Source organism: Alcanivorax limicola (assembly GCF_019931215.1).
GTDB classification, from domain to species: domain Bacteria; phylum Pseudomonadota; class Gammaproteobacteria; order Pseudomonadales; family Alcanivoracaceae; genus Isoalcanivorax; species Isoalcanivorax limicola.
Genome location: NZ_JAIOUB010000004.1, coordinates 1 through 21,922, shown reverse-complemented (window position 1 = coordinate 21,922; position 21,922 = coordinate 1). Strand labels below are relative to the sequence as shown.

The following is a 21,922-nucleotide window of genomic DNA, read 5'->3' as shown; positions in this document are numbered from 1 at the left end:
AGGTGGTACCTTCGTGTCAGAATGTGAAGGCGCCGTGATGAGGTGCAGAACACGCTATCTAGAATACGACTTTCACGTGGGGCGAAGCGTTCAGTGCGGCATAGATGGCGCTGACCTGATCGCGATGTTCCATGACGATCCGGGCATTGACCGACACATAGGTGCCCTTGCTGCTGGGGGTGAGGGCGATATCCTTCTCGGGATCAAAGGTGTCGCCCAGGTGCTCGCGCAGAATCTCGACCACAGCCTGTTGCAGCGGTGCGTCGGCACGCCCCATGACCTTGAGGGTCATGGGGTGCGGAAATTCCCACAGATGTTCGTTGATGCTCATACGTTGTCTGCCAGTGCGCGCTTGAATGCAGTATACAGCCCGGCCACCTGGCGCCATACCGGACCCGGCCGGCCCTCGCCTACGGTGGCGCCATCCAGGCTGATCACCGGTACGATCTCCCGGGTGGAGCTGGTCACCCAGATTTCGTCGGCGCTGCGCAGTGCGTCTTCGCTGATAGGTTGTTCGGCGCAGGCAATGCCGTGTTCCCGGCACAGTTCCAGAATCAGATCGCGGGTGATGCCACCCAGAATCAGCGGGCTTTTCGGCGACGTGATGACGGTGCCTGCGGTGACGATAAACAGATTGCTGGCCGAGCCTTCAGTGGCTTCGCCATCGCGCAGCAGGATGGCCTCTGCGGCGCCCTGGCTGACCGCCTGCTGACGCATCAGGATATTCGGCAGCAGCGATACGGACTTGATGTCGCAGCGCAACCAACGGCAATCGGGCAGGGTAATGGCCGCCACGCCCGGCGTGGTGTCCGGCGCGTCGGCGGGTGCCGGGGCCATCGGGCTGACCATGGCGAAGACGGTGGGCTCAGTGCCTGCGGGCGGGAAGGCGTGGTCGCGTTTGCTGGTGGCGCCACGTGTGACCTGCAGGTACAGGCTCAGATTGCCGCCGCCGTTGCGTTCGATCAGCTCGGCGATCAGCGCCGTCCAGCCGGCCTCATCCAATGGCGAGGGGAGCTGAATTTCCGCCAGGGAAAAGCGCAGCCGGGCGAGATGCTCGGCCAGCCGGAAGGCCTTGCCGGCATACACGGGAATGACTTCATAAACGCCATCGGCGAACAGAAAGCCCCGGTCCAGCGGCGAGATGCGCGCATCTTCCAGGGGCTGCCAGGTGCCGTTGAGATAGGCGAGGGTCATGGCGGCGGGTTCCTAGAACAGGCCAGTAAAGAACAGCACCAGGCTGTGCCAGAAGCGCTTGAAGATGCCGGCGCGTTCCACATCCGCCAGGGCAACCAGCGGCTGCTCCAGCAGCACCTCGTCATCCAGGCTGATGGTGACGGTGCCCAGTCGCTGACCCCGCTCGATGGGCGCGCGAATGTCGCTGCTGACCGTCATTTCTGCATTCAGACGCTCGTGGCTGCCACGGGGAATGGTCAGCACCATGTCCTCCGCCAGACCCAGTTCGATGTCGCTGGTCTTGCCCATCCACACGCGAGACGGGGTCAGCGCTTCGCCTGCATCGTAAGCGGCATAGGTTTCGAAGAAGCGGAAGCCGTAGTTCAGCAGCTTCTGCGTCTCGCGGGCCCGGGCCTGTTCGGAGGCGGTGCCCATGACCACGGAAATCAGGCGCATGCCGTCGCGCTCGGCCGATGCCACCAGGCAATAACCGGCGGCTTCCGTATGGCCGGTCTTGATGCCATCGACAGACGGGTCACGCCACAGCAGCAGGTTGCGGTTCTGCTGGGTGATATTGTTGTAGGTGAAGGATTTTTCCCGGTAAAGCACATAGTTTTCCGGGTAATCATTGATCAGGGAAAGCGCCAGCGTGGCCATGTCCCGGGCGCTGGTGTACATGTTCTCGTCCGGCCAGCCGGTGGCATTGGTGAAGTAACTGTTGGTCATGCCGAGGCGGCGAGCGTGTTGATTCATCAGATCGGCGAAAGCGCTCTCGCTGCCGGCAATGTGCTCGGCGATGGCGACGGCGGCATCATTGCCAGACTGGATGATGATGCCATTGATCAGATCCTCGACGCTGACCTGGGTGCCCTCGCGCACGAACATGCGCGAGCCGCCCATACGCCATGCCTTGACGCTGATATTGACCTTGTCATCCATCTTGATATTGCCGTGATGGATTTCGCGGGCCGCAATATAGTCGGTCATGATCTTGGTCAGGCTGGCAGGGGGCAACTGCTCATCGGCATTGTGCTCGACGATCACCTGGCCGCTGGCGGCATCCATCAGGATATAGCCGCTGGCTTCCACCTGCGGCGGTCTGGGCACCATCGAGGCGCTGGCCAACGCCGGCAACAGACAGGTGATCAGGAGCAGCAGCGCCCGCACGGGCAACAGTGGTCGGGCAGAAAGCAGGGCTGTGGAGGTCATGGTTCCTCGTTCCGTATGTGGTGCGGCGGCGGAAGGCCATCGCGGTTCCAGTGGTGCCGGGCAGTTTGTCGGGGGCCGTGTATCGGGGGCCAGTGTACCGGCAAGCTGCGGTCAAATCATGCGCTGTGCCGATGGCGCGCCGCTCAGGGCATGACCCGAACAGGCTCGCCATACCCGGCCTCGCTGACCAGCCTGTGGGCCTGCTCGCGATCGTTCTCGGTGGCAAACGGGCCAAGCCAGACGCGGTACACGGGATTGTCCTGGGCTCTGCCCGGACGGATGGCAACAGGGTAAGCGAATTGCCCTAACAGCCGATTGACCAGCCCCTGAGCGGTTTCGGGTTGACCAAACGCGCCGACCTGGAGATACAGCTCTGCGGGCGGCGGCGGGCTGTCGGCGGCGGCGCGGATGCCCTGTTGCCCGTTGCTGCTGCCCGTCCGTGTCGCTGAGGCGCTGCGGCTGGTGCTTTCCGGTGTGATCACCTCCACGCGTACCCGTCCGGTGCCGCGCTGCTCGATGCCCAGCTTGCTGGCGGCGGCCCAGGACAGATCGATTTCGCGGTCCGGGTGGAAGGGGCCGCGGTCATTGATGCGCACAATCACTGATTCGCCGTTTTCCAGGCTGGTGACCCGGGCGAAGGTGGGCAGCGGCAATGAGCGGTGAGCAGCGGTGAACTGATACATGTCATAGGGCTCACCGCTGGAGGTGCGGTGGCCGTGGAACTTGGTGCCATACCAGGAGGCGATGCCCTCAGCCGTATAGCCCTCGGCGCTGGGCAGCACATGATAGGTCTCGCCGAAAACCGTGTAGGGCGAGTGATTGCCATAGCGGCTGCGCGGCTCATGTCTGGGCTCAGGCTGAGGTATCGTGCTGATATCCGGACGTTTATCCGGCGCTGTGTCCTGATCCTGGCTGTAACGGTCGCTGCCGGGGGTGACCGGTGTGACGGGCGTGACCGGCGCCGTGTCGTCTGCGGGTGGAGTGACGCAACCCCCCAGCAATGCCAGAAGCACGGCAGTGGCCGGGAGGGAGAAACGACGCACATCGAAACGCATAACGGTGCTGACCTGTATCGGGAGCGGAATAGGGTACGTGAAGTACATAAAGCACATAGAGTACATCGTCCGGGAGTGGCGCGGAAATACTGCGCTGACAGCGCGCAGGGTCAGTCCGGCATCCGGTCGGCCAGTTCGCGGCTGAGTTGCATCACGGCCATGGCGTAAAGGTGGCTGTGGTTATAGCGCGTGATGACGTAGAAATTATGCGTGGTCAGCCAGAACTCCTGCCCCTGCTCTCCCTCCAGCTCCAGCGCCGCGACGCGGGTGTCGCCGGGCAGGTCGAAGCAGTAACGGTGGCCGTCGGCGCAGGACAATGCCGTGGCGCCGCGCTGGTTCGCATGCTCCAGTGTCAGCTCGCCAAGGCGGTACTCGGTGCCAAACAAGGTCGCATCGCGGTCCTCGGTCACCCGGGCACGTGCGGCAACGGGCAAGCCGGTCTGCCAGCGGTGCGCCTTGAAGTAGTTGGCCACACTGCCGATGGCATCAGCGACGCTGTCAATCAGATCAATCTTGCCATCCCCATCGAAATCCACCGCGTAGGCACGGTAGCTGGAAGAAATGAACTGCGGCATGCCCATGGCACCGGCGTAGGAACCGCGTACGGTGGCCGCATCAATGCCGGCTTCCTGCTCAAGCCGGAACAGGTGCGCCAGCTCGCGGCGGAAGAAATCGGCACGCGGTGGATAGTCGAAGCCCAGCGTGGCCAGTGCGTCGACGACACGCCAGTTGCCCTTGTTACGGCCATAGCTTGTTTCGACGCCGATGATGGCAACAATGATTTCCGCCGGCACACCGAATTTGTCTTCGGCGCGTTGCAGTAGCGCGCGATTTTCCTGCCAGAATGTCAGGCCCTGTTCGATGCGTGTGTCACGGATGAATATCTTGCGGTAGTCACCCCAAGTCAGCACACGCTCCGCCGGGCGGGCAATGGCTTCCAGAATCGGTTCCTGGCGTTCGGCGGTGGCGAGCACGTCACGGACACGCTCGGCATCCAGTCCTTCATCGGCCAGCTCGCGGATCAGTGCCTTGCCAGCTGCGCTGTTCGCGTAGTTGGATGCCTTGGCATCTTCCGCCATAGCTGGCGCAGACAGGCCGCCCAGTACCAGCAGGGGAGCAAGCAGCAGTGATCGTGTGAAGCCCTTCGAAGTCAGGCCCTTGGAAGCCAAGCCCTTGGAGAGAATGCCCATCAGAATTCCTTGTTGTCCTGTAATGCGTTGCCCGTCAATGATTGCTCAGCAGTTTCCGGTGCGTGTGGATCGACATGAGGATGCCGAAGCCCGCCAGCAGGGTCACGATGGAGGTGCCGCCATAGCTGATCAGTGGCAATGGTACCCCCACGACGGGCAACAGGCCGGAGACCATACCGATATTCACAAAGACATAGATAAAAAACGTCAATGCCAATGAAGACGCCAGAAGTCGGTTAAAAGTTTCCTGCGCTTGCCAACTGATGAACAATCCGCGACCGATGATTATGGTGTAGAGCGCCAACAGCAAGAGCACACCGATCAGGCCGCCCTCTTCAGCCAGCACGGCAAGAATGAAATCCGTGGAAGATTCAGGCAGAAAATCCAGTCGTGATTGCGTGCCGTTGAGCCAGCCCTTGCCGCTGATGCCGCCAGAGCCGATGGCGGTTTTTGACTGGATGATATTCCAGCCCGCGCCGAGCGGGTCTGCTTCCGGGTTGAAAAAGGTATCCACGCGTCGTCGCTGATACGGGTGCAGCACAAAGAAATACATCAGCGGCGCTGCCACGGCCAGCATGCTCATGGCCGCAATAATCAGCCGCCACGACAAACCGGCCACGAACAGCACCAGCAGCCCGGCGGTAGCCACCAGCAGAGACGTCCCCAGATCCGGCTGGCGGGCAATCAACAGCACCGGCACCAGGGTGATGATCATCACCAGCACGACGTCCCTGAAGCGTGCAGGCAGCGACCGCTCACTGAAATACCAGGCCACCATGGCCGGCACGGCCAGCTTCATCAATTCCGCAGGCTGGAAGCTGGCCACGCCGGGAATGGTCAGCCAGCGTTGCGCACCTTTGGCCTCCGTGCCAATGAACAGCACCAGCACCAGCAGGACCAGGCCGGCGGCATAGACCGCCGGGGCCCAGAACCGGTAAGTGCGTGGGGGAATCTGGGCCAGGATGAACAGCGCCATGAAGCCGCCGCCCAGGCGCACCGATTGACGGATCAGCAGATCGGGGTTGCTGTCCCCGGCGCTGTAGAGCACCAGCAGCCCCGCCAGGCACAGCACGATCAGTGCCGCCAGCAGCGGCGAATCCAGATGCAGGCGCCAGATCAGCCCGTCCTTGCCGGTAAAAGTGCGCCCGCTGGGCATCTGGCGCAGAAATTCATTGCTCATCGGTTGGTGCTCTCCGCTGATGCGTTTCCTGCCATCAGCGCCGGCACGGCACCGGGCACGGCAACAGGCGGCACTTCCAGTTCGCCCGCGCGGTTGAGCAGCCAGGCATCCATAACGGCCCGGGCCACCGGGCCGGCAGAAGAGCCGCCACTGCCACCGTTTTCCACCAGTACGGCGACGGCGATGGCCGGGTTATCTGCCGGGGCGAAACCCACGATGAGGGCATGGTCTCGCAGCCGTTCAGCAAGTTCCTCGGCGTTGTATTCCTGGTCTTTGCCTAACGAAAAGACCTGCGCGGTGCCGGTCTTGGCGGCGATACGGTATTTGGCGCCCTGGCCCATGGCCCGCGCGGTGCCTCGGGCGCCGTGGACCACATCCACCATGGCCCGGGTCATGCGCTCCCAGTGCTGGTGCTGCCCGACCAGGGTTGGCTCAGTACTGGCGGCGGGCGGTGTCAACTGCGCGACGCGTGGCACCAGCGGCTCACCCTGACGGGCGAATACGGCCGTGGACACTGCCAGCTGCAGCGGAGAGGTCAGCATATAGCCCTGCCCGATGCTCGCGTTGATGGTGTCGCCGTGATACCAGGGCTCACCTCGTACGGCGCGTTTCCAGGCGCGGGAGGGCATGATGCCTCGGGATTCCCCGGGGAGATCAATACCGGTGCGATCACCCAGCCCGAAGCGGATCATGAAATCGTGCATACGGTCGATGCCGAGCTTGAAACCCATGTCATAAAAATAGGTGTCACAGGATTCCACCACGGCCTTGTGCATATCCACCCAGCCATGCCCCTGGCGTCGCCAGTCACGAAACACCCGCTCCTGGCCTTCCAGCCGGTAGTAACCCGGGTCCCAGATGGTGCGTTGCCAGTCTGTCACTCCTGCATCGATGCCCGCCAGGCCAGCGATGGGCTTCAGCGTGGAGCCCGGCGGGTACTGGCCCTGCAGCGCCCGGTTGAACAACGGCCGGTCACCGTCATCCCGATAGCCGGAGTAGTCATGGTGGCTGATGCCGGTGACAAACAGATTCGGATCAAAGCCTGGCCGGCTGACAAAGGCGAGCACACCGCCGTCCCGGGGGTCGATGGCAATCACGGCACCCCGGCGCTCACCCAGTGCATCCCAGGCCGCCTGTTGTACCTTGATATCCAGGTGCAGGTGCACGTCTTCACCCGGCAGCGGCGGGATTTCCTCCAGCACTTTCAATATGCGTCCCCGGGCATTGGTCTCGACCTTGCGAAACCCGACCCGGCCATGCAGCAACCGCTCGTAATGCCGCTCCACGCCCAATCGCCCGTAATAGTGGGTGCCGCTGTAGTTGGCCTGCTCATCCGGCGTCATGCGTTCCAGATCTTCCGTATTGATCCGGTTGACGTAACCCAGCACATGGGAAAACAGCTCATCATAGGGGTAATGACGGATCGGGTCGGCATCAATGCGCACCCCCGGCAGCTCGTGCTGGGCGACGGCGATCCGCGCTATCTCCTCTTCCGTCAGACGCGCCCGCACCGGCACCGGCTCCCAGGGCCGCCGGGGACTGCGCAAACGCCGCCAGAAGCGATCAATATCCGCTTCCTCCAGTGTCACCATTTCTGCCAGGCGAGCCAGCGTGGCGGGAATATCCGGTACCTGCTCCGCGATCAGCGCCAGCGAGAAGTCAGGCTGGTTGTCCGCCAGCAATTCGCCACGGCGGTCATAGATCAGCCCCCGCGGCGGCGCCACCGCCTGGGTCTGCACCCGGTTCTTGTCCGACAGCGTGATATAGCGATCATGCTGAATCGCCTGCAACCAGATCATCCGCCCGGCCAGCACCAGCATCAGCATCAGCACAATCACCCCCGACCAGATCAGGCGCACGGCAAAGATCCGGCCCTCCCGGTGGTGGTCTTTGAACTGCATGGGTGAGCGCATTGCTGGGAAACCTCGGTTTCGGTAGGGCGTAGATCGGGGTAAACCAATCTGCGCAAAGGGTAAAGGGCGGGCCGGTAAGCGGCAAGCAGAGAAGCGGTGAAAGTACAGAAAGCGCTGTTACGGGCGCGTTATTCGCATTGCCGGTAATGCATCACCGATGATACGGATGCCCCGCCAGAATACTCCAGGCCCGATAAACCTGTTCAGCAAGCAGGATGCGCACCATCGGGTGCGGCAGGGTCAGGTCGGACAGGGACCATTGCATGTCGCAGCTGCCGGAGAGTGTCGGGCAGAGGCCGTCGGGGCCGCCGACGATGATGCTGAGGTCCTGGCCCAGGTCGCGCAGGCGGCCGAGTTCGTCGGCGAGTTTTGGCGTGGTGATCCGGCGGCCGGTCACTTCCAGTGCCACGGTGCGGGCGCCCGGGTGTTTGGCCAGGCGTTTGCGCAGGGTGTCGGCTTCCTGGCGTATCAGGGCGGGGGTGTCCTGGCCGCTGCGTTTGGGCAGGGGGATTTCCTCTACCTCGAAGCGGATATCACCGGCCAGGCGTTTGGCATATTCCTGTACGCCGGTGTCCACCCAGCCGGGCATGCGGGTGCCCAGGGCCAGCAGCCGTACGCGCAAGGCTATTCGCCTCGGGGCGTGTCGGTGCTGCCGTCGCTATCGTTGGCGGCTTTCGGTGCCCGATCCGGGTGCAGGTCCGGTTGCCGCCACAGGCGTTCCAGATCGTAGTATTCGCGAGTGGCGGGCAGCATGACGTGGACGATGACATCGCCCAGATCCACCAGTACCCATTCGGAATTCTGCTGGCCTTCCATGCCCACGGGCGGGTAGCCGGCGGCTTTGGCCTGCTCGGCGACATTGTCGGCCAGGGCCTTGACGTGGCGACTGGAAGTGCCGGTGGCGATCACCATGTTGTCCGCAATGCTGGTGAACTCGCGCACATCCAGGCTGGAGACATTGCGCGCCTTGAGTTCTTCAAGGGCGTTGATGATGGTGTCGAGTAAATCCGGAGTGCTGGCTGTCATGCGGTCCCTGGGGCGGTTGAGGAGGTCTTTAGGGCTATATACAGATGATGGCGGTGGATATATGCCTCGACATCTGCCGACAGTGCCGGGCAGTGGTCGCGTTTGGCAAGTACCTCATAGACGGTAGAGAGCAGAGAGGGCCAGAGCTGCTATTGCAATCGAGGTTAATGGTAATGGGCGAGGGGCGGAGCGACAAGGGCGACGATCAGGAGTCGCTGACCATAGAGTGTTTGTGATGACCTACTTGTTTCTGTGTCGGCGTGCTGTGCATCTCGCACTGGCAGAGCGTGGGCCGGTTGTTGGGGAATGATAAATTTGAGGCGTAGTTTGCGAATGGGTGCAGAAGGTATTGCCATTCTGGTGTTGCTTTGTTATTGATGTTGCTTGATGGTTGAAAAATTAAAAGTATGAATAGGGAGGGGGTAATGTGCTGTTGTGGACATTATCCGGGGGTAAGGGATGAGAAATTTTTATTTCGCTGTAATCTTCAACGTTATTCTGTTTTTCAGCGCCCAGGCATCCGGCACTGAATACACATACAAGCTGTGGAGTGTCAGCGTTAATATCTACGAGGGGTACGGAGCTCTATATACATTCAGCGTGCTGCGTCCGCCAGACAATCCCCCGCCATATTTCAATTGCTGGACCTCTGATGCTCTCGGTTGGTTTGCCGCCGTGGAAACTCACCCTTTAGATGCTGAGTCGCGAGCTATCGATTATTACGGTTTGGCCTTGGGCGCGCTATCACGAAACGCTGAGGTGACGTTTGATTTGGGGGAATGTCTGACCATACCTGATCTTGGTGTAAGTGTGATGATCGTGGAAGGTATATCGATTATAGATGAAGGATGATGTGATGAGATTAGTGGCGCTTTTTATACTGGCTATTGTTTCTTCCCCTTTGCATGCTCTGGTCACCATTGGAACGAAGGTCTCGTCAGTGGAGGTGTTGTTCGACAATGGAATGGCTGTTGTGACTTTGGGGGTTGATGCGTCGCTAGCATCTTACCCCTATACGGATGAATGTAGTCAAGGTGATAATATTCATAGAGTGATATTCAGCTTTTCGCTTGATGATTTTCAACCTGGTTGGCAGGCAGTTTATGCGACTGCGCTGTCGGCAATTTCTCAAGACGTTTATGCAGCAGTGACTGTTGGTGAATGCGAACTTAATGCACAAGGGAATTACTCAAGGAAATTCCAGGCAATTAGAATTTCTTCCGGCGCAAATTAACGGGTTCTGGCTATTGCATATACCGGAAGCGTGAATTTTGGGGTGTGTTATGATTTTTAGTATTGGCAGGGCATTCTTTCTTCTTATTTTGACTTTATCTTTTTCGATGGCTTACGCGGGGGGGATGGTTGTAAGTGCTGAAATATCCGAGGTGAGCATTTCAAGCGTGGATGGCGATGAAATAATAAAAATTAGAATTGATAGAGATGTGTCGTCATACTTTTCGGAGGGCTGCAGTCTCAGCGATCAGGATCAGATATTTTTGGTTCGATCATCATCAGTAGGAGAAAATGCCTGGAAGTTAATGTATTCAACTGCGATGGTCGCGCTTGCACGAAAGTTTGACACATTCCTCACTGTTGATGGCTGCATTCAGTATCAATCCGGGGGATATGTCAGGGAAGTTTTCGGGTTAAAAATATCCTCTATCTAATAACATATAAAGCAGGGAAATTGTTATGGCTGCTAGACTGGCTCTGGGGTTCTTTATTCTCATTTTTTATGGGGTGTCTTACGGGCAGGCCAGCCATAACTTTTACTATGGGGATGTAAATGGAGATGGGCGAAAAGATCTTCTTGTCGTCCCTGACAGACATGTATACCAAGAAATACTGGTGAGCCTTTCCCCTTTTATGGCTGTTACCCACCATAATGGCTACGAAAGTTTCGTTATTTGGGATGTTGCTGACGGTGGGGCTGGTATACAAGAAGTTGGTTTTAATCAGTATTCTCCAAAGGGCCTCATCAAAGCAGATATCCATATGGAAGATATCTCCGGCAACGGTCTGCTGGATGTGCTGGTGGTGTTTGGGAATGAAGATATAGCAGCAGTCTATATATATAATTTTTATGACGCTTACTCCAGAGGAGCGCGAAGGCTAGGTCTCTCGCCATTCCGTGATGGTTTGCCAGCTCATCACTATATTGAGCTGGTCGATAGAAATGGAAACGGAAGACTGGATATTATAGTAAAAAGCTACTCTACCGGCGTCGAGCATGAGCTGACGAATCATGGGAATACCAATTGGGTGATGTCCTCAGTTTCCACGCAGGATCCCCCTCATAGTCCGCAGCCTGACCCGGATGGAAATATTGTAGCTGCCTCAGCTGTCAACTTTTCGGTCAATATGGGGCAAGCGGAGTTCGCTATCCCGATTCTACTGCCTCAAGGCAGTGCCGGTGTGAAACCGGAGCTATCTGTTTCTTATGCCAGCTCCGCTGGATATGGCCCTGCGGGTATGGGAACTGCTATTACGGGGCTGTCCTACATCGAAAGATGCCCAATGACGTACGAAAGAGACGGCTTTGTGCGTGGGGTGACAGGCTCGAGCGAGGACCGTGCATGTTTGGACGGCAATCCCCTTGTGCTACAGTCAGGTAGTTATTGGGGTGACGGTTCTACTTACTATACCGAGTCAGAGACGTTTTCCCGGATTCACTATGTTTCGGGTCATTTTAGGGTTCATACAAAGAATGGTGATGTATATAGATATGGAGCTACTGCCCAAAACAGAATTTCGGGTTCGATTGGCAATGGGGCGGTGGCAAGATGGGCTCTCGAAACGGTAACTGACTCGCGGTTGTACGGATACCGAATAAGCTATGTATCGAACTCCGGCGCACTTTTTCCTGAAAAAATAGAATACACCATTAGTACTTTTCCTTATGGTTCTTTCCAGCCCATTGTTGAGGTTGCTTTTGAATATGACGAAGACAACTATGAGAAGTATAGCTCGTTGCATGGGGCTCGCTACAACTCCGCGCTGAGATTGAAGAGTATTTCAGTTTATGTTGATGGTCAGCTTTATAGGAAAAGTAATTTTTATTATGTAGTTAACCCTGTTACGGGACGGTCATTGATCAGCTCATTCCAGGAGTGCGTGGAAGGCGATCTATGCACAAAGTCTACGCAGTTTCATTGGAGTATGGGCGAGGGCCCCGACTTTTCCGTTGATAAGCTGGTTGGCTTTCCCAGAGCCCCGCATACTATGTGGGAAGCACTCGCCGGGGATCATACGGGGGGGGCAAACAGATGGATAGATATTGACGGGGACGGGAAAGATGACTATTGCCGGATAGCAACTTTGGATTACCCGGCTGAAACGGGGGGGTTGAGTGTTTCTTGTTTTTCAGAAATCGGTCAGAACGGGTTCTCTAATGAAATTGTCATTGCCAATAATTTAACTGGTGGGTTGAAGCCGCCTACAGTTTCAACTGTTGGGAATTATAACTGGAATGCTGACCCAGCATGGATTGATATAAATAATAATGGCCTTGCCGATTTTTGCTACTCTGGACCGGCAAACCCCTGGACTGCGGAGAACCCCGCAGCCGATGTCATAAAGTGCCACTTGAATAGTGGTGACGGCGCGGATAGATTTTCAAATGTCCTCACCGCTCAAGTGATGCGGCCCGCATCAATAGCCAAGATGCGCGGACGCTCATGGCAAGATTTCAATGGTAATGGGCTCTATGATTATTGCTTCGTGGACACTAGTAAGACTAAGGATTTAAGACTGATATGTTATGAGCAAAAAGATAACTTCACATTTTGGACTTTTTCTTCATGGCCTGCGCCTATTATTAACGTAAAAATAGGATATATCGGGTCGTGGAAAGATGTGAACGGTGATGGCCTTCCTGATTACTGTTGGGTAAAAGATGATGAGATTGAATGCCTTATAAATGATAGTGGTTCGGGCTTTAAAAGCTCAACATGGAAGAAAAGCGGGAGCAATCTGAAGCCAGGTGATGAGGCGGACTATGTTGAAGGCGAGGCGATGAGCTCCTTCTTCAGCTCCATGATGTTCGATTTCACTGGGAACGGCTATCCTGACTTCTGTCGAATATTTGTCGATAGTCAAAATAACACTGGCGGGTATAGGGCGGCATGCCTTGAGTCGACCGGAGATGGTTGGGGTGATGACATTGTCTCACCATATCATCAAGTATCAGCTACTCCCGCTGGACCTGGTATACAGCTTGCCCTTTCAACTTCCTTCGTTGATATAAATCAGAATGGGCATATTGACTGGTGTATTGAAAAGGATAAAAAGCTTACCTGTTTTCTTACAGATAGCTCGGGGTTCGGTAGTGAGCCCGTAATTTTTGATCTGCCACAGTATGGCGGAGCCGGATACTCCGGTTATAACAGGGCGTGGCCTGACATTTCGGCATCAGGCAATTCGAGCTACTGTGCTTTGTACTCAATTTGGGCGGGAAATACAGCATTTGCTTGCGCATCACCTTCATCGTCAGAGCCTGTTGACTATTTGATTCGCGTAGAAAATGGCTTTGGGCTGGCTTATGAAGTTTCTTATTCTGACACTTCGGATGATGAAGTGTATGAGTATGATCAGGGCCCGGGGCCTGATGGTCAAGTCTATGTAACTTCCGGGATGCGCCTTGTGCAAACGCTGAGCGTTTCAGATGGACTGGGTGGTTATAACCAACAGCATTACTTCTACCGAAATTTTGGGTATTTCCCCTACGGTATGGGTGGCTCGGGGTTCGAGTATATCAGAGTGACCGAGGCAGCAAGTGGTCGGCGATCAGAGGACTGGTACCACCTTGACCCGACAGGGCATAGAACTGGATTGGTATACAGGTCAGCGCTGAGTTATCCAATATCACCGGGCGGATATCAGTTGGTTTCCGAGGATGAGACGAACTGGAAAGTCCGTATCTATGGCGGCGGTCACTCCATAGATGCTACAAGAAGCAGTATATGGAACAAGGACTCCCAAATCTCCCTTCGCTACAGCGTACTGCCAGCTGAAGGGCTGGGTCGACATTATGAGCTTGATGGTGCCCTTATCAGTGAAACTGAGACGCTCAATAGCTACGATGAACTCGGTGAGCTACTAAGCCAAAGCATATATATTGAAGGTAATAATCAGGATTTCCATCGATCACTTGTGAATACTTGGAGCCACGACACAGGTAATCACTGGCAATTATCACGCTTGATGCGCGCTGAGACAACTCAATCGGGTACTTACATGGGGGAGCCGATTCCAGCTCAGACCCGAGTGGCCGCCTGGACCTATGGTGCCTTTCAGCAACTTGCCAGCGAAATCATTGAACCTGACAATCCCGAATTGCGGCGGGAGACTCACTATACCTACGACCTTCGCGGAATGACCACGCAAGTCACTGTGCTAAGCCCGAATGGTACGTCACGGACAACACAGTACAGCTATGATTCTCGCGGCCGTTTCATGACCCAGGAAACCAACACACTTGGGCACACCACAGATTACGGGTATGACGAGCTTTTAGGAGTCCGGACGGTTGCTGCGGATGCGAATGGGTTGATCATGACATGGGAATACGATCCGCTCGGGCGCCTTATTCGCACGCGGATGCCTGATGGTAATCAGGCGCTGTCTTCGGTGTCCTTATGTGACGCCAACTGTCCCGAACATGCTGTCTATTACAATACCAGTCATACTGTGACCTCTACCGGTGATACATTGGCGCCGCCGGTTACACGATACCTTGATCTGCTGGGGCGAGAAGTCGAAGCGAGAACCCTTGGTTTCAACGGGGAAAGTATCATTATGACGCAGATCGAGTATGGTGTAGATGGTCATATCAAGCGGCAATCCGAGCCGCGGAAGCCCGGCGAGCCCGTGAGATGGAATACGGTGCTTCAGCGAGATGTGATGGGTCGGGTTCTGTCGGAACAGTCGAGCTCGGGGCTGATTATGTCCTACAGCTATGCCGGGCTGACCAACAGCCAGACTGCCAGTTGGGTAGATCCAGTGGACGCCCAGCTTCACGAGCGCACCCAGACTACGACGGAGGACGTGACCGGCAATACCCGCACCATCACCGACAACGCGAGCCGGCAGATCACCTTTACCTACGACGCCTTCGACAACCAACTAGCCGTGACCACCCAGGACATGGTGCTGCAAACTACCTACGACGACATGGGCCGGCGTCTGGCCTTCAGCGACCCCAGTACCGGCACTTGGCGCTACGGCTATGACGGCTTCGATCAGGTAGTGCTGCAGGAAAGCGGCAACGGGCGGCGGATCTGCACCGCTTACGATGTGCTGGGCCGCAAAGTCGCGCGCGTGGATGATTACGCCGCAGGCCTGAACTGGGAGGCCGCCCTGGCCGCCGCGAAAGCGGGTTGTGACGGTAGTACATTCGATGCCACCTGGGCCTACGACGACCCCTCAAAAGGCATCGGCCGCCTGGCCAGCACGTCTACGTCCGAAGGTTACGAACAGTGGCTGTTTTACGATGCCCTGGGCCGAGTGCATGGTTCCCTGACGGCGTTCGATGGGCACCAGCTGGTGGCCGAGCGTGAGTATGATGATTCAGGCAGAGTCAGTCTGGAGAGGCTGCCCACCCAGGGTGAAGATCCCCTGGAAATCCGCCGTGAGTACAATGCGCAAGGTTTCCTGTCAGAGGTTGGCGTGCCCGGCTCACAGGTCTTCTACTGGCGGGCCCTGGAGGCCGACGCGCGAGGTGCCGTAACCGAAGAGCATCTCAGCAACGGCGCCATCCGCCGCCAGCATGCCTATGACGCCGCCACCGGCATCCTCAGCCAGGTGCGCTCAAAGAAAATGATCTCTACCGGCTGGGATATCCAGAGCGAGAGCTACACCTTCAATGCCGCAGGCTCGATGCGCTCGCGCCAGGAAACCCTACCGCTCATCAACCAGCACATCAGTGAATACTTTGAATACGATAATGTGGACCGCATGGTCGAGGCCAGCATCGAGAATCTGAATCAGCCCTCGCAGTCCTATGCCCAGCTGGTTCAGTATGCCTCTGGTGGCAATATTGAGAGCCGTTCGGACGTAGGGAATTATCAGTACGGCGAATCTTGTACTGTCGGTGGCGACACCTACCAGCCCGGCCCCCATGCTGTCACCTCAGTAAGCGGCACCGTAAATCGCAGCTATTGCTACGACGAAGGCGGCCAGATGATCCAGGGCAACGGCAACACCATTGCCTACAACGCCTTCGGCAAGCCGACCGAGATTGATGGTACGAGCGCCAGCGGCAGCTTTATCTACGGCATCAATCGTGAACTGCTCAAGCAGACCCACGAGATTGATGGCGCCACGATAGAGCAATGGAGTTTCGGTGCTTACGAAATCACCACCACGCAGGGCGGGCCGAACGCAGGCACACGCGAGCGCTACCAGCTCGCAGGCGGCCTGATCTTGTCCTTCGAGGACATGGACTATGCCGGTGCCGTTGAGTCCTACACCTTTGCTGACGTACTGGGCTCGATCACCGCCGTGACCGATGCCCTTGGCGGCGTCACAGAGCGCCACCGCTACGATCCCTGGGGCCGCCCGCGTGAGCCCATGAACTGGTTGGCGATGACCGATGGCAACTGGTACGACACCCAGCGCTACACCCAGGCCACCAGCAAAGGCTTCACCGGCCATGAAATGCTTGATCATGTGGGCATCATCCACATGGGCGGGCGGATATTTGATCCGGCAGTGGGGCGCTTCCTGAGCGCCGACCCGGTGGTGAAGGGCATGGGCAGCACCGATGCCTATAACCGCTACAGCTACGTCGGCAATAACCCGATGAGCTACACCGACCCGAGCGGGTATTTCAGTCTTGGATTGGGGGTTGGTGGCCGCATCAAACGTGAACTCAGCCGGGTGGACAGCCGTTATCGCAACGAGATTCGAGGGGTCGTAACGGGCGGTCTAGAGCCAATGGTCCGTTATGGTGGGCGTGAATTGGCGAGGTTTGTACAGCGCAACAAGTATGGCGGGCAAATACTGGGGCTGGTGACGATAGCCGGATGCTCAGTCGCGTCAGGAGGTACCGCCACCCCAGGTTGTGTCGCAGCCGTGCAAGGCGTCACGACCAGTTCCATGGCCTATGGAAGGGGCCAATCCATCGAACATGCCTTGCGAGCCGGAACTCAGGCAGCAGCGATAGGCTATGCCAATGCTTGGGTCTCAGGGTTCGGGATTGTCGGTGGAGCCGTAGCGCATGGCGCCATTGCGGGATTTACAGGAGGGGACTTCTCGGCAGCATTCAAGGGTAGCCTGACCGGCTCGATACTGGGCAGCACGGTGAGCGGATGGTCCAACGGCAATGTTGCTGCGGAAACTGCATTGTCGGCTATGGTGGGTGGAACGGCAGCACATGTGACCGGAGACAAGTTCGCAAATGGGGCCGTGACGGCAGCCTTTGCTTATACATTTGGCCAGGCTATGGCGCATCATGAGCGCGGGAATCGATTGCCCGAACATGTGATTGACGAGTTGGAGCCATATTTTTCTGACGGTTCAGGTTTTGATCTTAATGACATTAGGGTGCATGAGGGGATTCCTTTTTACGTGCAGGGAAATCCAGATGCCTATACTGACGGTAACGATATCTATTTCTCTCCTGGGAAATATGATCCGATATCTATTTCAGGTATTGCACTCATTGGACATGAAGCGTTGCATGCAAAGCAGTATTCCGACCATGGCTCAGCAAGATTCAGGGCGCGGTACCTTTCTGAGTACTTCTCGGGGCGGGTGCGAGGGAGAAGCCCTTATGAGGCTTACAGATCTATTTCTTATGAGCGAGATGCGTTTGAATTGCAAGACAGAATTGAATCTGATTTGTTTAGGAGGCGAAGATGAACTTATATAATAATCATTATTTTTTTATTTTTATTGTATTGTTGTCTTCTGATGCTTTTGGTGATTTTGATTTTAATAGTAAGTTCAGAGAAATGAGTAGTTCTGAGAGGCGAGAATTCATCATTGGTCTCCCTATTGATGAGCAAGTGGGTTGCTATATACAAGGGCTAATGGCTGTAAGGCCACCTGATTTAAGTTTGGCAGATGCAGTGGCCAGCAATGGTGAGAAGATTATTGTTTTTCTTGAGGATAGGCTTCGTGCTGAGCGGAGCGATGTTATTAAGCTCCATTTAATAGATGTATTTTATAGAATGGAACGAGATGGATTTTACATGGTTTCTGAAGACGCTGCAGTAATGTCCTTGCTGAGCGAGCAAGTATCGATAATTGAAGATTCATATTGGAGGGGGCTGGCTCAAAGGAAGTTGGAATTGATTAAGGGGAGTGGCGCTAGATAAGAATCCAGGGGCGCCACTATACGCAACCGATTGAAGGGGCGAATAATATTGGTGTTCAAGGTGGTCCGGTGCGTGCCCCTTGCTTTGCTTGCGAGAGCGGGCCTGTATCGAAGGTTCTGAATCAGATCCCGGGTGTTAATGCTGTGGCAGGCGTTCACGACCAAATGCAGGTATCGTTGGGGGATGGCATGATGAGAGATGTATTGAATGCACTTGGAACGCCTCCGGCAGCGGCCTTCACCTATACTTCAATAGCGGCACAGCCATTGCAGTATCTGGACAATACACAGCTGCTTCATATGTCTATGGCGTCTAGCCATGAGAGAAGTGAGAGTAGGGATGAATTTACTAATATGGCAATTGGTTTAAGGAGGTAGCTGTGTCGAAGGCATCGGTATTTATGGTGTTGGTTTTCCTATCCTCCTGTGTGTATTTAACGTTGTGGAATAGAGTAATGGTAATCCCCTCGAAAAGTGAGGGTACTCAAAAGTAGAATTTTCTCGTAACCTATGATGAAGAAGATTCTGCATGAAGAAGTCACGTTTTTCGGACGGCCAGATCCTAGCGATCCTCAAGCAAGCCGAGTCCGGTGTGCCGGTGCCGGTGCCGGTGCCGGTGCTGTGCTGTGCCGTGAGCACGGCATGAGCAGCGCCAGCTTCTACAAATGGCGCGCCAAATACGGCGAGATGGACGCCTCCCTGATGGCACGCCTGAAAGAGCTGGAGGGTGAGAACCGGCGGCTGAAGAAGATGTATGCCGAGGAGCGCCTGAAGTCCGAGCTGCGCAAAGAAGCCCTCGAAAAAAAGTGGTGAGGCCTCCCCTGCGGCGCACGCTGGCGAGGGAGGCCGTGGCCGAACGCGGCGTCAGTGTTCGACTGGCCTGCGAGACCTATGGCATCAGCGAGACCTGCTATCGGTACCTGCCACTGCGGAGCGACGAGAACTCTGAGATTGCCGGCTGGCTGATCCGGCTGACCGCTAATCAGCGTAACCGGGGGTTCGGGCTGTGCTTCCTGTTCCTGCGCAACGTCAAGGGCTACCGCTGGAATCACAAACGGGTTTACCGCATCTACCGGGAGCTGGAGCTGAACCTGCGGATCAAGCCGAAGAAGCACATAGTCCGGGAGAAGCCGGAACCGCTGGCAGAGCCCTTGGCGATCAATGAATGCTGGTCGATGGACTTCATGCACGACCAGCTTGAGGACGGTCGCAGCTATCGCCTGTTCACCGTGCTGGATGACTTCAGCCGTGAAGGACTGGCCATTGAGGTGGATCTATCACTGCCCTCGGAGCGGGTTATCCGCGCACTGGATCAGATCATCGAGTGGCGGGGCCAACCCAGGGCGCTGCGATTCGACAACGGCCCGGAGTACATCAATGGCGCCTTGTCAGCCAGGGCGCGGAAGCGCGACATCCGGCTTGAATACATCCAGCCGGGAAAACCGCAACAGAACGCCTATATCGAGTGCTACAACCGGACAGTACGGTATGACTGGCTCGCACGGTGGCTGTTTGAATCCATTGAACAGGTTCATGGCCCTGGGAGGCATTACCCCCAAACAGAAATGGCCATGGTGGCCTGACTCTACTTCTGGGCGCCGTGGGGGGGGGGGGCTACCCTGACGGCGTTCGATGGGCATCAGCTGGTGGCCGAACGCGAGTATGATGCCGTAGACCGGGTCAGTCAGGCGTTGCTGCCCGCTACGCGAGTCGGAGGCTACGTGTAGATGGGGCGCTTGTTGCCTTGTAGTTGTTGTTTAGTGTATTTTGTAGTTAATGGGTCTGTGTTTTTTGTGTAATTATATATAAATCAATTGCTTAAATGGTGTCTATGTAGTTGTGTGCATTCATGACGTGGATTTCCCCTTGAGGCTGGTGAGTCCTGATTTTGACTCGCCGCTGACAGATACATTGATGGAGCTGAACCACCTCCGCAAGCTGAAACTGGGTGGTACAACCGCCCCATGGATATTTTTCCAGCTCAAGAATATTTTCCATATTCTGGAGAGTATTGGCTCGGCGCGTATCGAGGGAAATCGGACGACTATCTCGGAGTACATTGAGCAAAAAATTGAACATGGGGAGCGCTCTAACGAAAGGTTCTCTGAGATTGCCAATGTTGAGAAGGCGATGACCTTTATTGAAGAGCAAATCGATGAAGGTACTGAGATAACCCATGTCTTTATTCGTGAGCTGCATAATCTTGTTGTTGATGAGTTGAACGACGAAGGGGATAGAACGCCGGGGGCTTACCGAGCGTGGAACGTCCAGATACAGAATGCGGCGCATATTCCTCCCGAGGTGCACTCTGTTCAGCCTTATATGGACGAATTGATCGGGTTTATCAATCGGGATGATCCATCGAAGTATGATCTGCTGAAGACGGCCTTAGCACATCATCGCTTTGCCTGGATCCACCCTTTTGGTAATGGTAATGGCAGGGTTGTGAGATTGCTGACGTATTCGTTGCTGATCAAGTACGGCTTTAACGTCAAGAGTGGGAAGATTCTTAATCCGACCGCAGTGTTTTGTAATGATCGGGATGTTTACTACGAGCGTCTTGCGGAGGCGGATCTTGGCACAGATGCAGCGTTGCTTAATTGGTGTGACTATGTGTTAAGCGGAGTGCTGGGGGAGGTCACCAAGCTTAACAAACTGTTGGATTTTGACTTCTTGCTGGAAAGGATTTTGCTCCCAACTTTGCTAAAGAGCGAAGAGCGGCGACATATTACCAAGGCGGAATCAAGAATCCTGCAGGCGGGTGTACGAAAACAGAGCTTCAAGGCCGGGGATATTAACAAGTCGTTCGATGGCCTGGATGCTCGGCAAAGAACCCACAAGATCGCCACGATGAAGGAGGCCGGGCTGATAAGTCCCTTGAGGTCGGGCGGCCGTACTTACCATGTCAGTTTCATGAATAACCTCTTGATGAGAAGCCTGATTCAGGTGCTGGAAAGCGAAGATTTCATTCCGCCTATTGATCGCTAAACGCCATGGCCAGTTACAAGTTTCATGTCGTTCAATTGTCAGCTTTAGATCGGCCAATTGTCAGGTTCGTGCCGACCAGCAACCCTCACCCCCGATGGTACGGATGCCCCGCCAAAATACTCCATGCCCGATAAACCTGTTCAGCGAGCAGAATCCGCACCATCGGGTGCGGCAGGGTCAGGTCGGACAGGGACCATTGCATGTCGCAGCTGCCGGAGAGTGTCGGGCAGAGGCCGTCGGGGCCGCCGACGATGATGCTGAGGTCCTGGCCCAGGTCGCGCAGGCGGCCGAGTTCGTCGGCGAGTTTTGGCGTGGTGATCCGGCGGCCGGTCACTTCCAGTGCCACGGTGCGGGCGCCCGGGTGTTTGGCCAGGCGTTTGCGCAGGGTGTCGGCTTCCTGGCGTATCAGGGCGGGGGTGTCCTGGCCGCTGCGTTTGGGCAGGGGGATTTCCTCTACCTCGAAGCGGATATCACCGGCCAGGCGTTTGGCATATTCCTGTACGCCGGTGTCCACCCAGCCGGGCATGCGGGTGCCCAGGGCCAGCAGCCGTACGCGCAAGGCTATTCGCCTCGGGGCGTGTCGGTGCTGCCGTCGCTATCGTTGGCGGCTTTCGGTGCCCGATCCGGGTGCAGGTCCGGTTGCCGCCACAGGCGTTCCAGATCGTAGTATTCGCGAGTGGCGGGCAGCATGACGTGGACGATGACATCGCCCAGATCCACCAGTACCCATTCGGAATTCTGCTGGCCTTCCATGCCCACGGGCGGGTAGCCGGCGGCTTTGGCCTGCTCGGCGACATTGTCGGCCAGGGCCTTGACGTGGCGACTGGAAGTGCCGGTGGCGATCACCATGTTGTCCGCAATGCTGGTGA

17 protein-coding genes and 1 pseudogene are annotated in these 21,922 nt (G+C 56.4%); 7 read left to right on the top strand and 11 right to left on the bottom strand.

Annotated elements, in window-relative coordinates; all coding sequences use genetic code 11:
* Positions 1–58: 58 nt before the first annotated feature.
* From K8B33_RS12930 to rsfS (K8B33_RS12890), 9 genes are all read right to left on the bottom strand, one after another.
* Complete coding sequence (locus tag K8B33_RS12930) at positions 59–331, bottom strand: YbeD family protein (RefSeq protein ID WP_223427211.1); 273 nt, start codon at positions 329–331, stop codon at positions 59–61.
* The gene (locus tag K8B33_RS12925; RefSeq protein ID WP_223427209.1) at positions 328–1,194 is read right to left on the bottom strand and encodes a D-amino acid aminotransferase; all 867 of its coding nucleotides are present in this window, start codon (positions 1,192–1,194) and stop codon (positions 328–330) included. The genes K8B33_RS12930 and K8B33_RS12925 overlap by 4 nt, the downstream gene beginning before the upstream one ends.
* Before the next feature lie 12 nt (positions 1,195–1,206).
* Positions 1,207–2,382, bottom strand: a complete 1,176-nt coding sequence (locus K8B33_RS12920; RefSeq protein ID WP_223427206.1) for a D-alanyl-D-alanine carboxypeptidase family protein — start codon at positions 2,380–2,382, stop codon at positions 1,207–1,209.
* 143 nt (positions 2,383–2,525) lie between these two features.
* Positions 2,526–3,437 carry a septal ring lytic transglycosylase RlpA family protein gene (locus tag K8B33_RS12915; RefSeq protein ID WP_223427204.1) on the bottom strand — a complete coding sequence of 304 codons (912 nt, stop codon included), beginning with the start codon at positions 3,435–3,437 and terminating at the stop codon, positions 2,526–2,528.
* Positions 3,438–3,547: 110 nt separating this feature from the next.
* Positions 3,548–4,627 carry a lytic murein transglycosylase B gene (gene mltB / locus K8B33_RS12910; protein WP_223427202.1) on the bottom strand — a complete coding sequence of 360 codons (1,080 nt, stop codon included), beginning with the start codon at positions 4,625–4,627 and terminating at the stop codon, positions 3,548–3,550.
* Positions 4,628–4,661: 34 nt separating this feature from the next.
* A complete protein-coding gene (gene rodA / locus K8B33_RS12905) occupies positions 4,662–5,807 on the bottom strand; it encodes a rod shape-determining protein RodA (protein ID WP_223427200.1) in 1,146 nt (381 codons plus the stop codon).
* Complete coding sequence (gene mrdA / locus K8B33_RS12900; protein WP_223427198.1) at positions 5,804–7,708, bottom strand: penicillin-binding protein 2; 1,905 nt, start codon at positions 7,706–7,708, stop codon at positions 5,804–5,806. The genes rodA and mrdA overlap by 4 nt, the downstream gene beginning before the upstream one ends.
* Before the next feature lie 163 nt (positions 7,709–7,871).
* Positions 7,872–8,342 (bottom strand): 23S rRNA (pseudouridine(1915)-N(3))-methyltransferase RlmH, encoded by a 471-nt coding sequence (rlmH, locus tag K8B33_RS12895; RefSeq protein WP_223427196.1) that lies wholly within the window; start codon positions 8,340–8,342, stop codon positions 7,872–7,874.
* 2 nt (positions 8,343–8,344) lie between these two features.
* Positions 8,345–8,746, bottom strand: a complete 402-nt coding sequence (gene rsfS, locus K8B33_RS12890; RefSeq protein WP_223427194.1) for a ribosome silencing factor — start codon at positions 8,744–8,746, stop codon at positions 8,345–8,347.
* A gap of 459 nt (positions 8,747–9,205) precedes the next feature.
* Here rsfS (K8B33_RS12890) and K8B33_RS12885 point away from each other — a divergent pair, with 459 nt between their 5' ends.
* The 7 genes and pseudogenes from K8B33_RS12885 to K8B33_RS12855 all read left to right on the top strand — a co-directional run bounded on the left by K8B33_RS12885 (position 9,206) and on the right by K8B33_RS12855 (position 21,053).
* Positions 9,206–9,598 carry a hypothetical protein gene (locus tag K8B33_RS12885; protein WP_223427184.1) on the top strand — a complete coding sequence of 131 codons (393 nt, stop codon included), beginning with the start codon at positions 9,206–9,208 and terminating at the stop codon, positions 9,596–9,598.
* On the top strand, positions 9,588–9,980 hold the full coding sequence (locus tag K8B33_RS12880) for a hypothetical protein (protein ID WP_223427182.1): 393 nt from the start codon (positions 9,588–9,590) through the stop codon (positions 9,978–9,980). The genes K8B33_RS12885 and K8B33_RS12880 overlap by 11 nt, the downstream gene beginning before the upstream one ends.
* 49 nt (positions 9,981–10,029) lie before the next feature.
* The gene (locus tag K8B33_RS12875; RefSeq protein ID WP_223427179.1) at positions 10,030–10,413 is read left to right on the top strand and encodes a hypothetical protein; all 384 of its coding nucleotides are present in this window, start codon (positions 10,030–10,032) and stop codon (positions 10,411–10,413) included.
* A gap of 25 nt (positions 10,414–10,438) precedes the next feature.
* The gene (locus tag K8B33_RS12870) at positions 10,439–17,608 is read left to right on the top strand and encodes an RHS repeat-associated core domain-containing protein (protein ID WP_223427177.1); all 7,170 of its coding nucleotides are present in this window, start codon (positions 10,439–10,441) and stop codon (positions 17,606–17,608) included.
* The gene (locus K8B33_RS12865) at positions 17,605–18,066 is read left to right on the top strand and encodes a hypothetical protein (RefSeq protein WP_223427174.1); all 462 of its coding nucleotides are present in this window, start codon (positions 17,605–17,607) and stop codon (positions 18,064–18,066) included. The genes K8B33_RS12870 and K8B33_RS12865 overlap by 4 nt, the downstream gene beginning before the upstream one ends.
* A gap of 528 nt (positions 18,067–18,594) precedes the next feature.
* Positions 18,595–19,597 (top strand): annotated as a pseudogene (locus tag K8B33_RS12860) (IS3 family transposase); the annotation flags it as partial.
* Between the two features lie 322 nt (positions 19,598–19,919).
* A complete protein-coding gene (locus tag K8B33_RS12855) occupies positions 19,920–21,053 on the top strand; it encodes a Fic family protein (RefSeq protein ID WP_223427171.1) in 1,134 nt (377 codons plus the stop codon).
* 85 nt (positions 21,054–21,138) lie between these two features.
* Here the strand turns inward: K8B33_RS12855 and rlmH (K8B33_RS12850) are convergent, their stop codons facing one another.
* Together rlmH (K8B33_RS12850) and rsfS (K8B33_RS12845) are read right to left on the bottom strand one after the other, a co-directional pair.
* Complete coding sequence (gene rlmH / locus K8B33_RS12850) at positions 21,139–21,612, bottom strand: 23S rRNA (pseudouridine(1915)-N(3))-methyltransferase RlmH (RefSeq protein WP_223427169.1); 474 nt, start codon at positions 21,610–21,612, stop codon at positions 21,139–21,141.
* A 2-nt stretch (positions 21,613–21,614) separates the two neighbouring features.
* Positions 21,615–21,922: ribosome silencing factor (gene rsfS, locus K8B33_RS12845; protein ID WP_223427168.1), on the bottom strand; the 308-nt coding region annotated here is incomplete at its 5' end.

What these genes read in the sequence shown, in the direction of transcription:
- K8B33_RS12880 (WP_223427182.1), top strand. Translation starts at nt 9,588, where the DNA reads ATGAAGGATGATGTGATGAGATTAGTGGCGCTTTTTATACTGGCTATT.
- rodA (WP_223427200.1), bottom strand. Translation starts at nt 5,807, where the DNA reads ATGAGCAATGAATTTCTGCGCCAGATGCCCAGCGGGCGCACTTTTACC.
- K8B33_RS12885 (WP_223427184.1), top strand. Translation starts at nt 9,206, where the DNA reads ATGAGAAATTTTTATTTCGCTGTAATCTTCAACGTTATTCTGTTTTTC.
- K8B33_RS12875 (WP_223427179.1), top strand. Translation starts at nt 10,030, where the DNA reads ATGATTTTTAGTATTGGCAGGGCATTCTTTCTTCTTATTTTGACTTTA.
- K8B33_RS12870 (WP_223427177.1), top strand. Translation starts at nt 10,439, where the DNA reads ATGGCTGCTAGACTGGCTCTGGGGTTCTTTATTCTCATTTTTTATGGG.
- K8B33_RS12915 (WP_223427204.1), bottom strand. Translation starts at nt 3,437, where the DNA reads ATGCGTTTCGATGTGCGTCGTTTCTCCCTCCCGGCCACTGCCGTGCTT.
- K8B33_RS12925 (WP_223427209.1), bottom strand. Translation starts at nt 1,194, where the DNA reads ATGACCCTCGCCTATCTCAACGGCACCTGGCAGCCCCTGGAAGATGCG.
- mrdA (WP_223427198.1), bottom strand. Translation starts at nt 7,708, where the DNA reads ATGCAGTTCAAAGACCACCACCGGGAGGGCCGGATCTTTGCCGTGCGC.
- K8B33_RS12930 (WP_223427211.1), bottom strand. Translation starts at nt 331, where the DNA reads ATGAGCATCAACGAACATCTGTGGGAATTTCCGCACCCCATGACCCTC.
- K8B33_RS12865 (WP_223427174.1), top strand. Translation starts at nt 17,605, where the DNA reads ATGAACTTATATAATAATCATTATTTTTTTATTTTTATTGTATTGTTG.
- K8B33_RS12920 (WP_223427206.1), bottom strand. Translation starts at nt 2,382, where the DNA reads ATGACCTCCACAGCCCTGCTTTCTGCCCGACCACTGTTGCCCGTGCGG.
- mltB (WP_223427202.1), bottom strand. Translation starts at nt 4,627, where the DNA reads ATGGGCATTCTCTCCAAGGGCTTGGCTTCCAAGGGCCTGACTTCGAAG.
- rsfS (WP_223427194.1), bottom strand. Translation starts at nt 8,746, where the DNA reads ATGACAGCCAGCACTCCGGATTTACTCGACACCATCATCAACGCCCTT.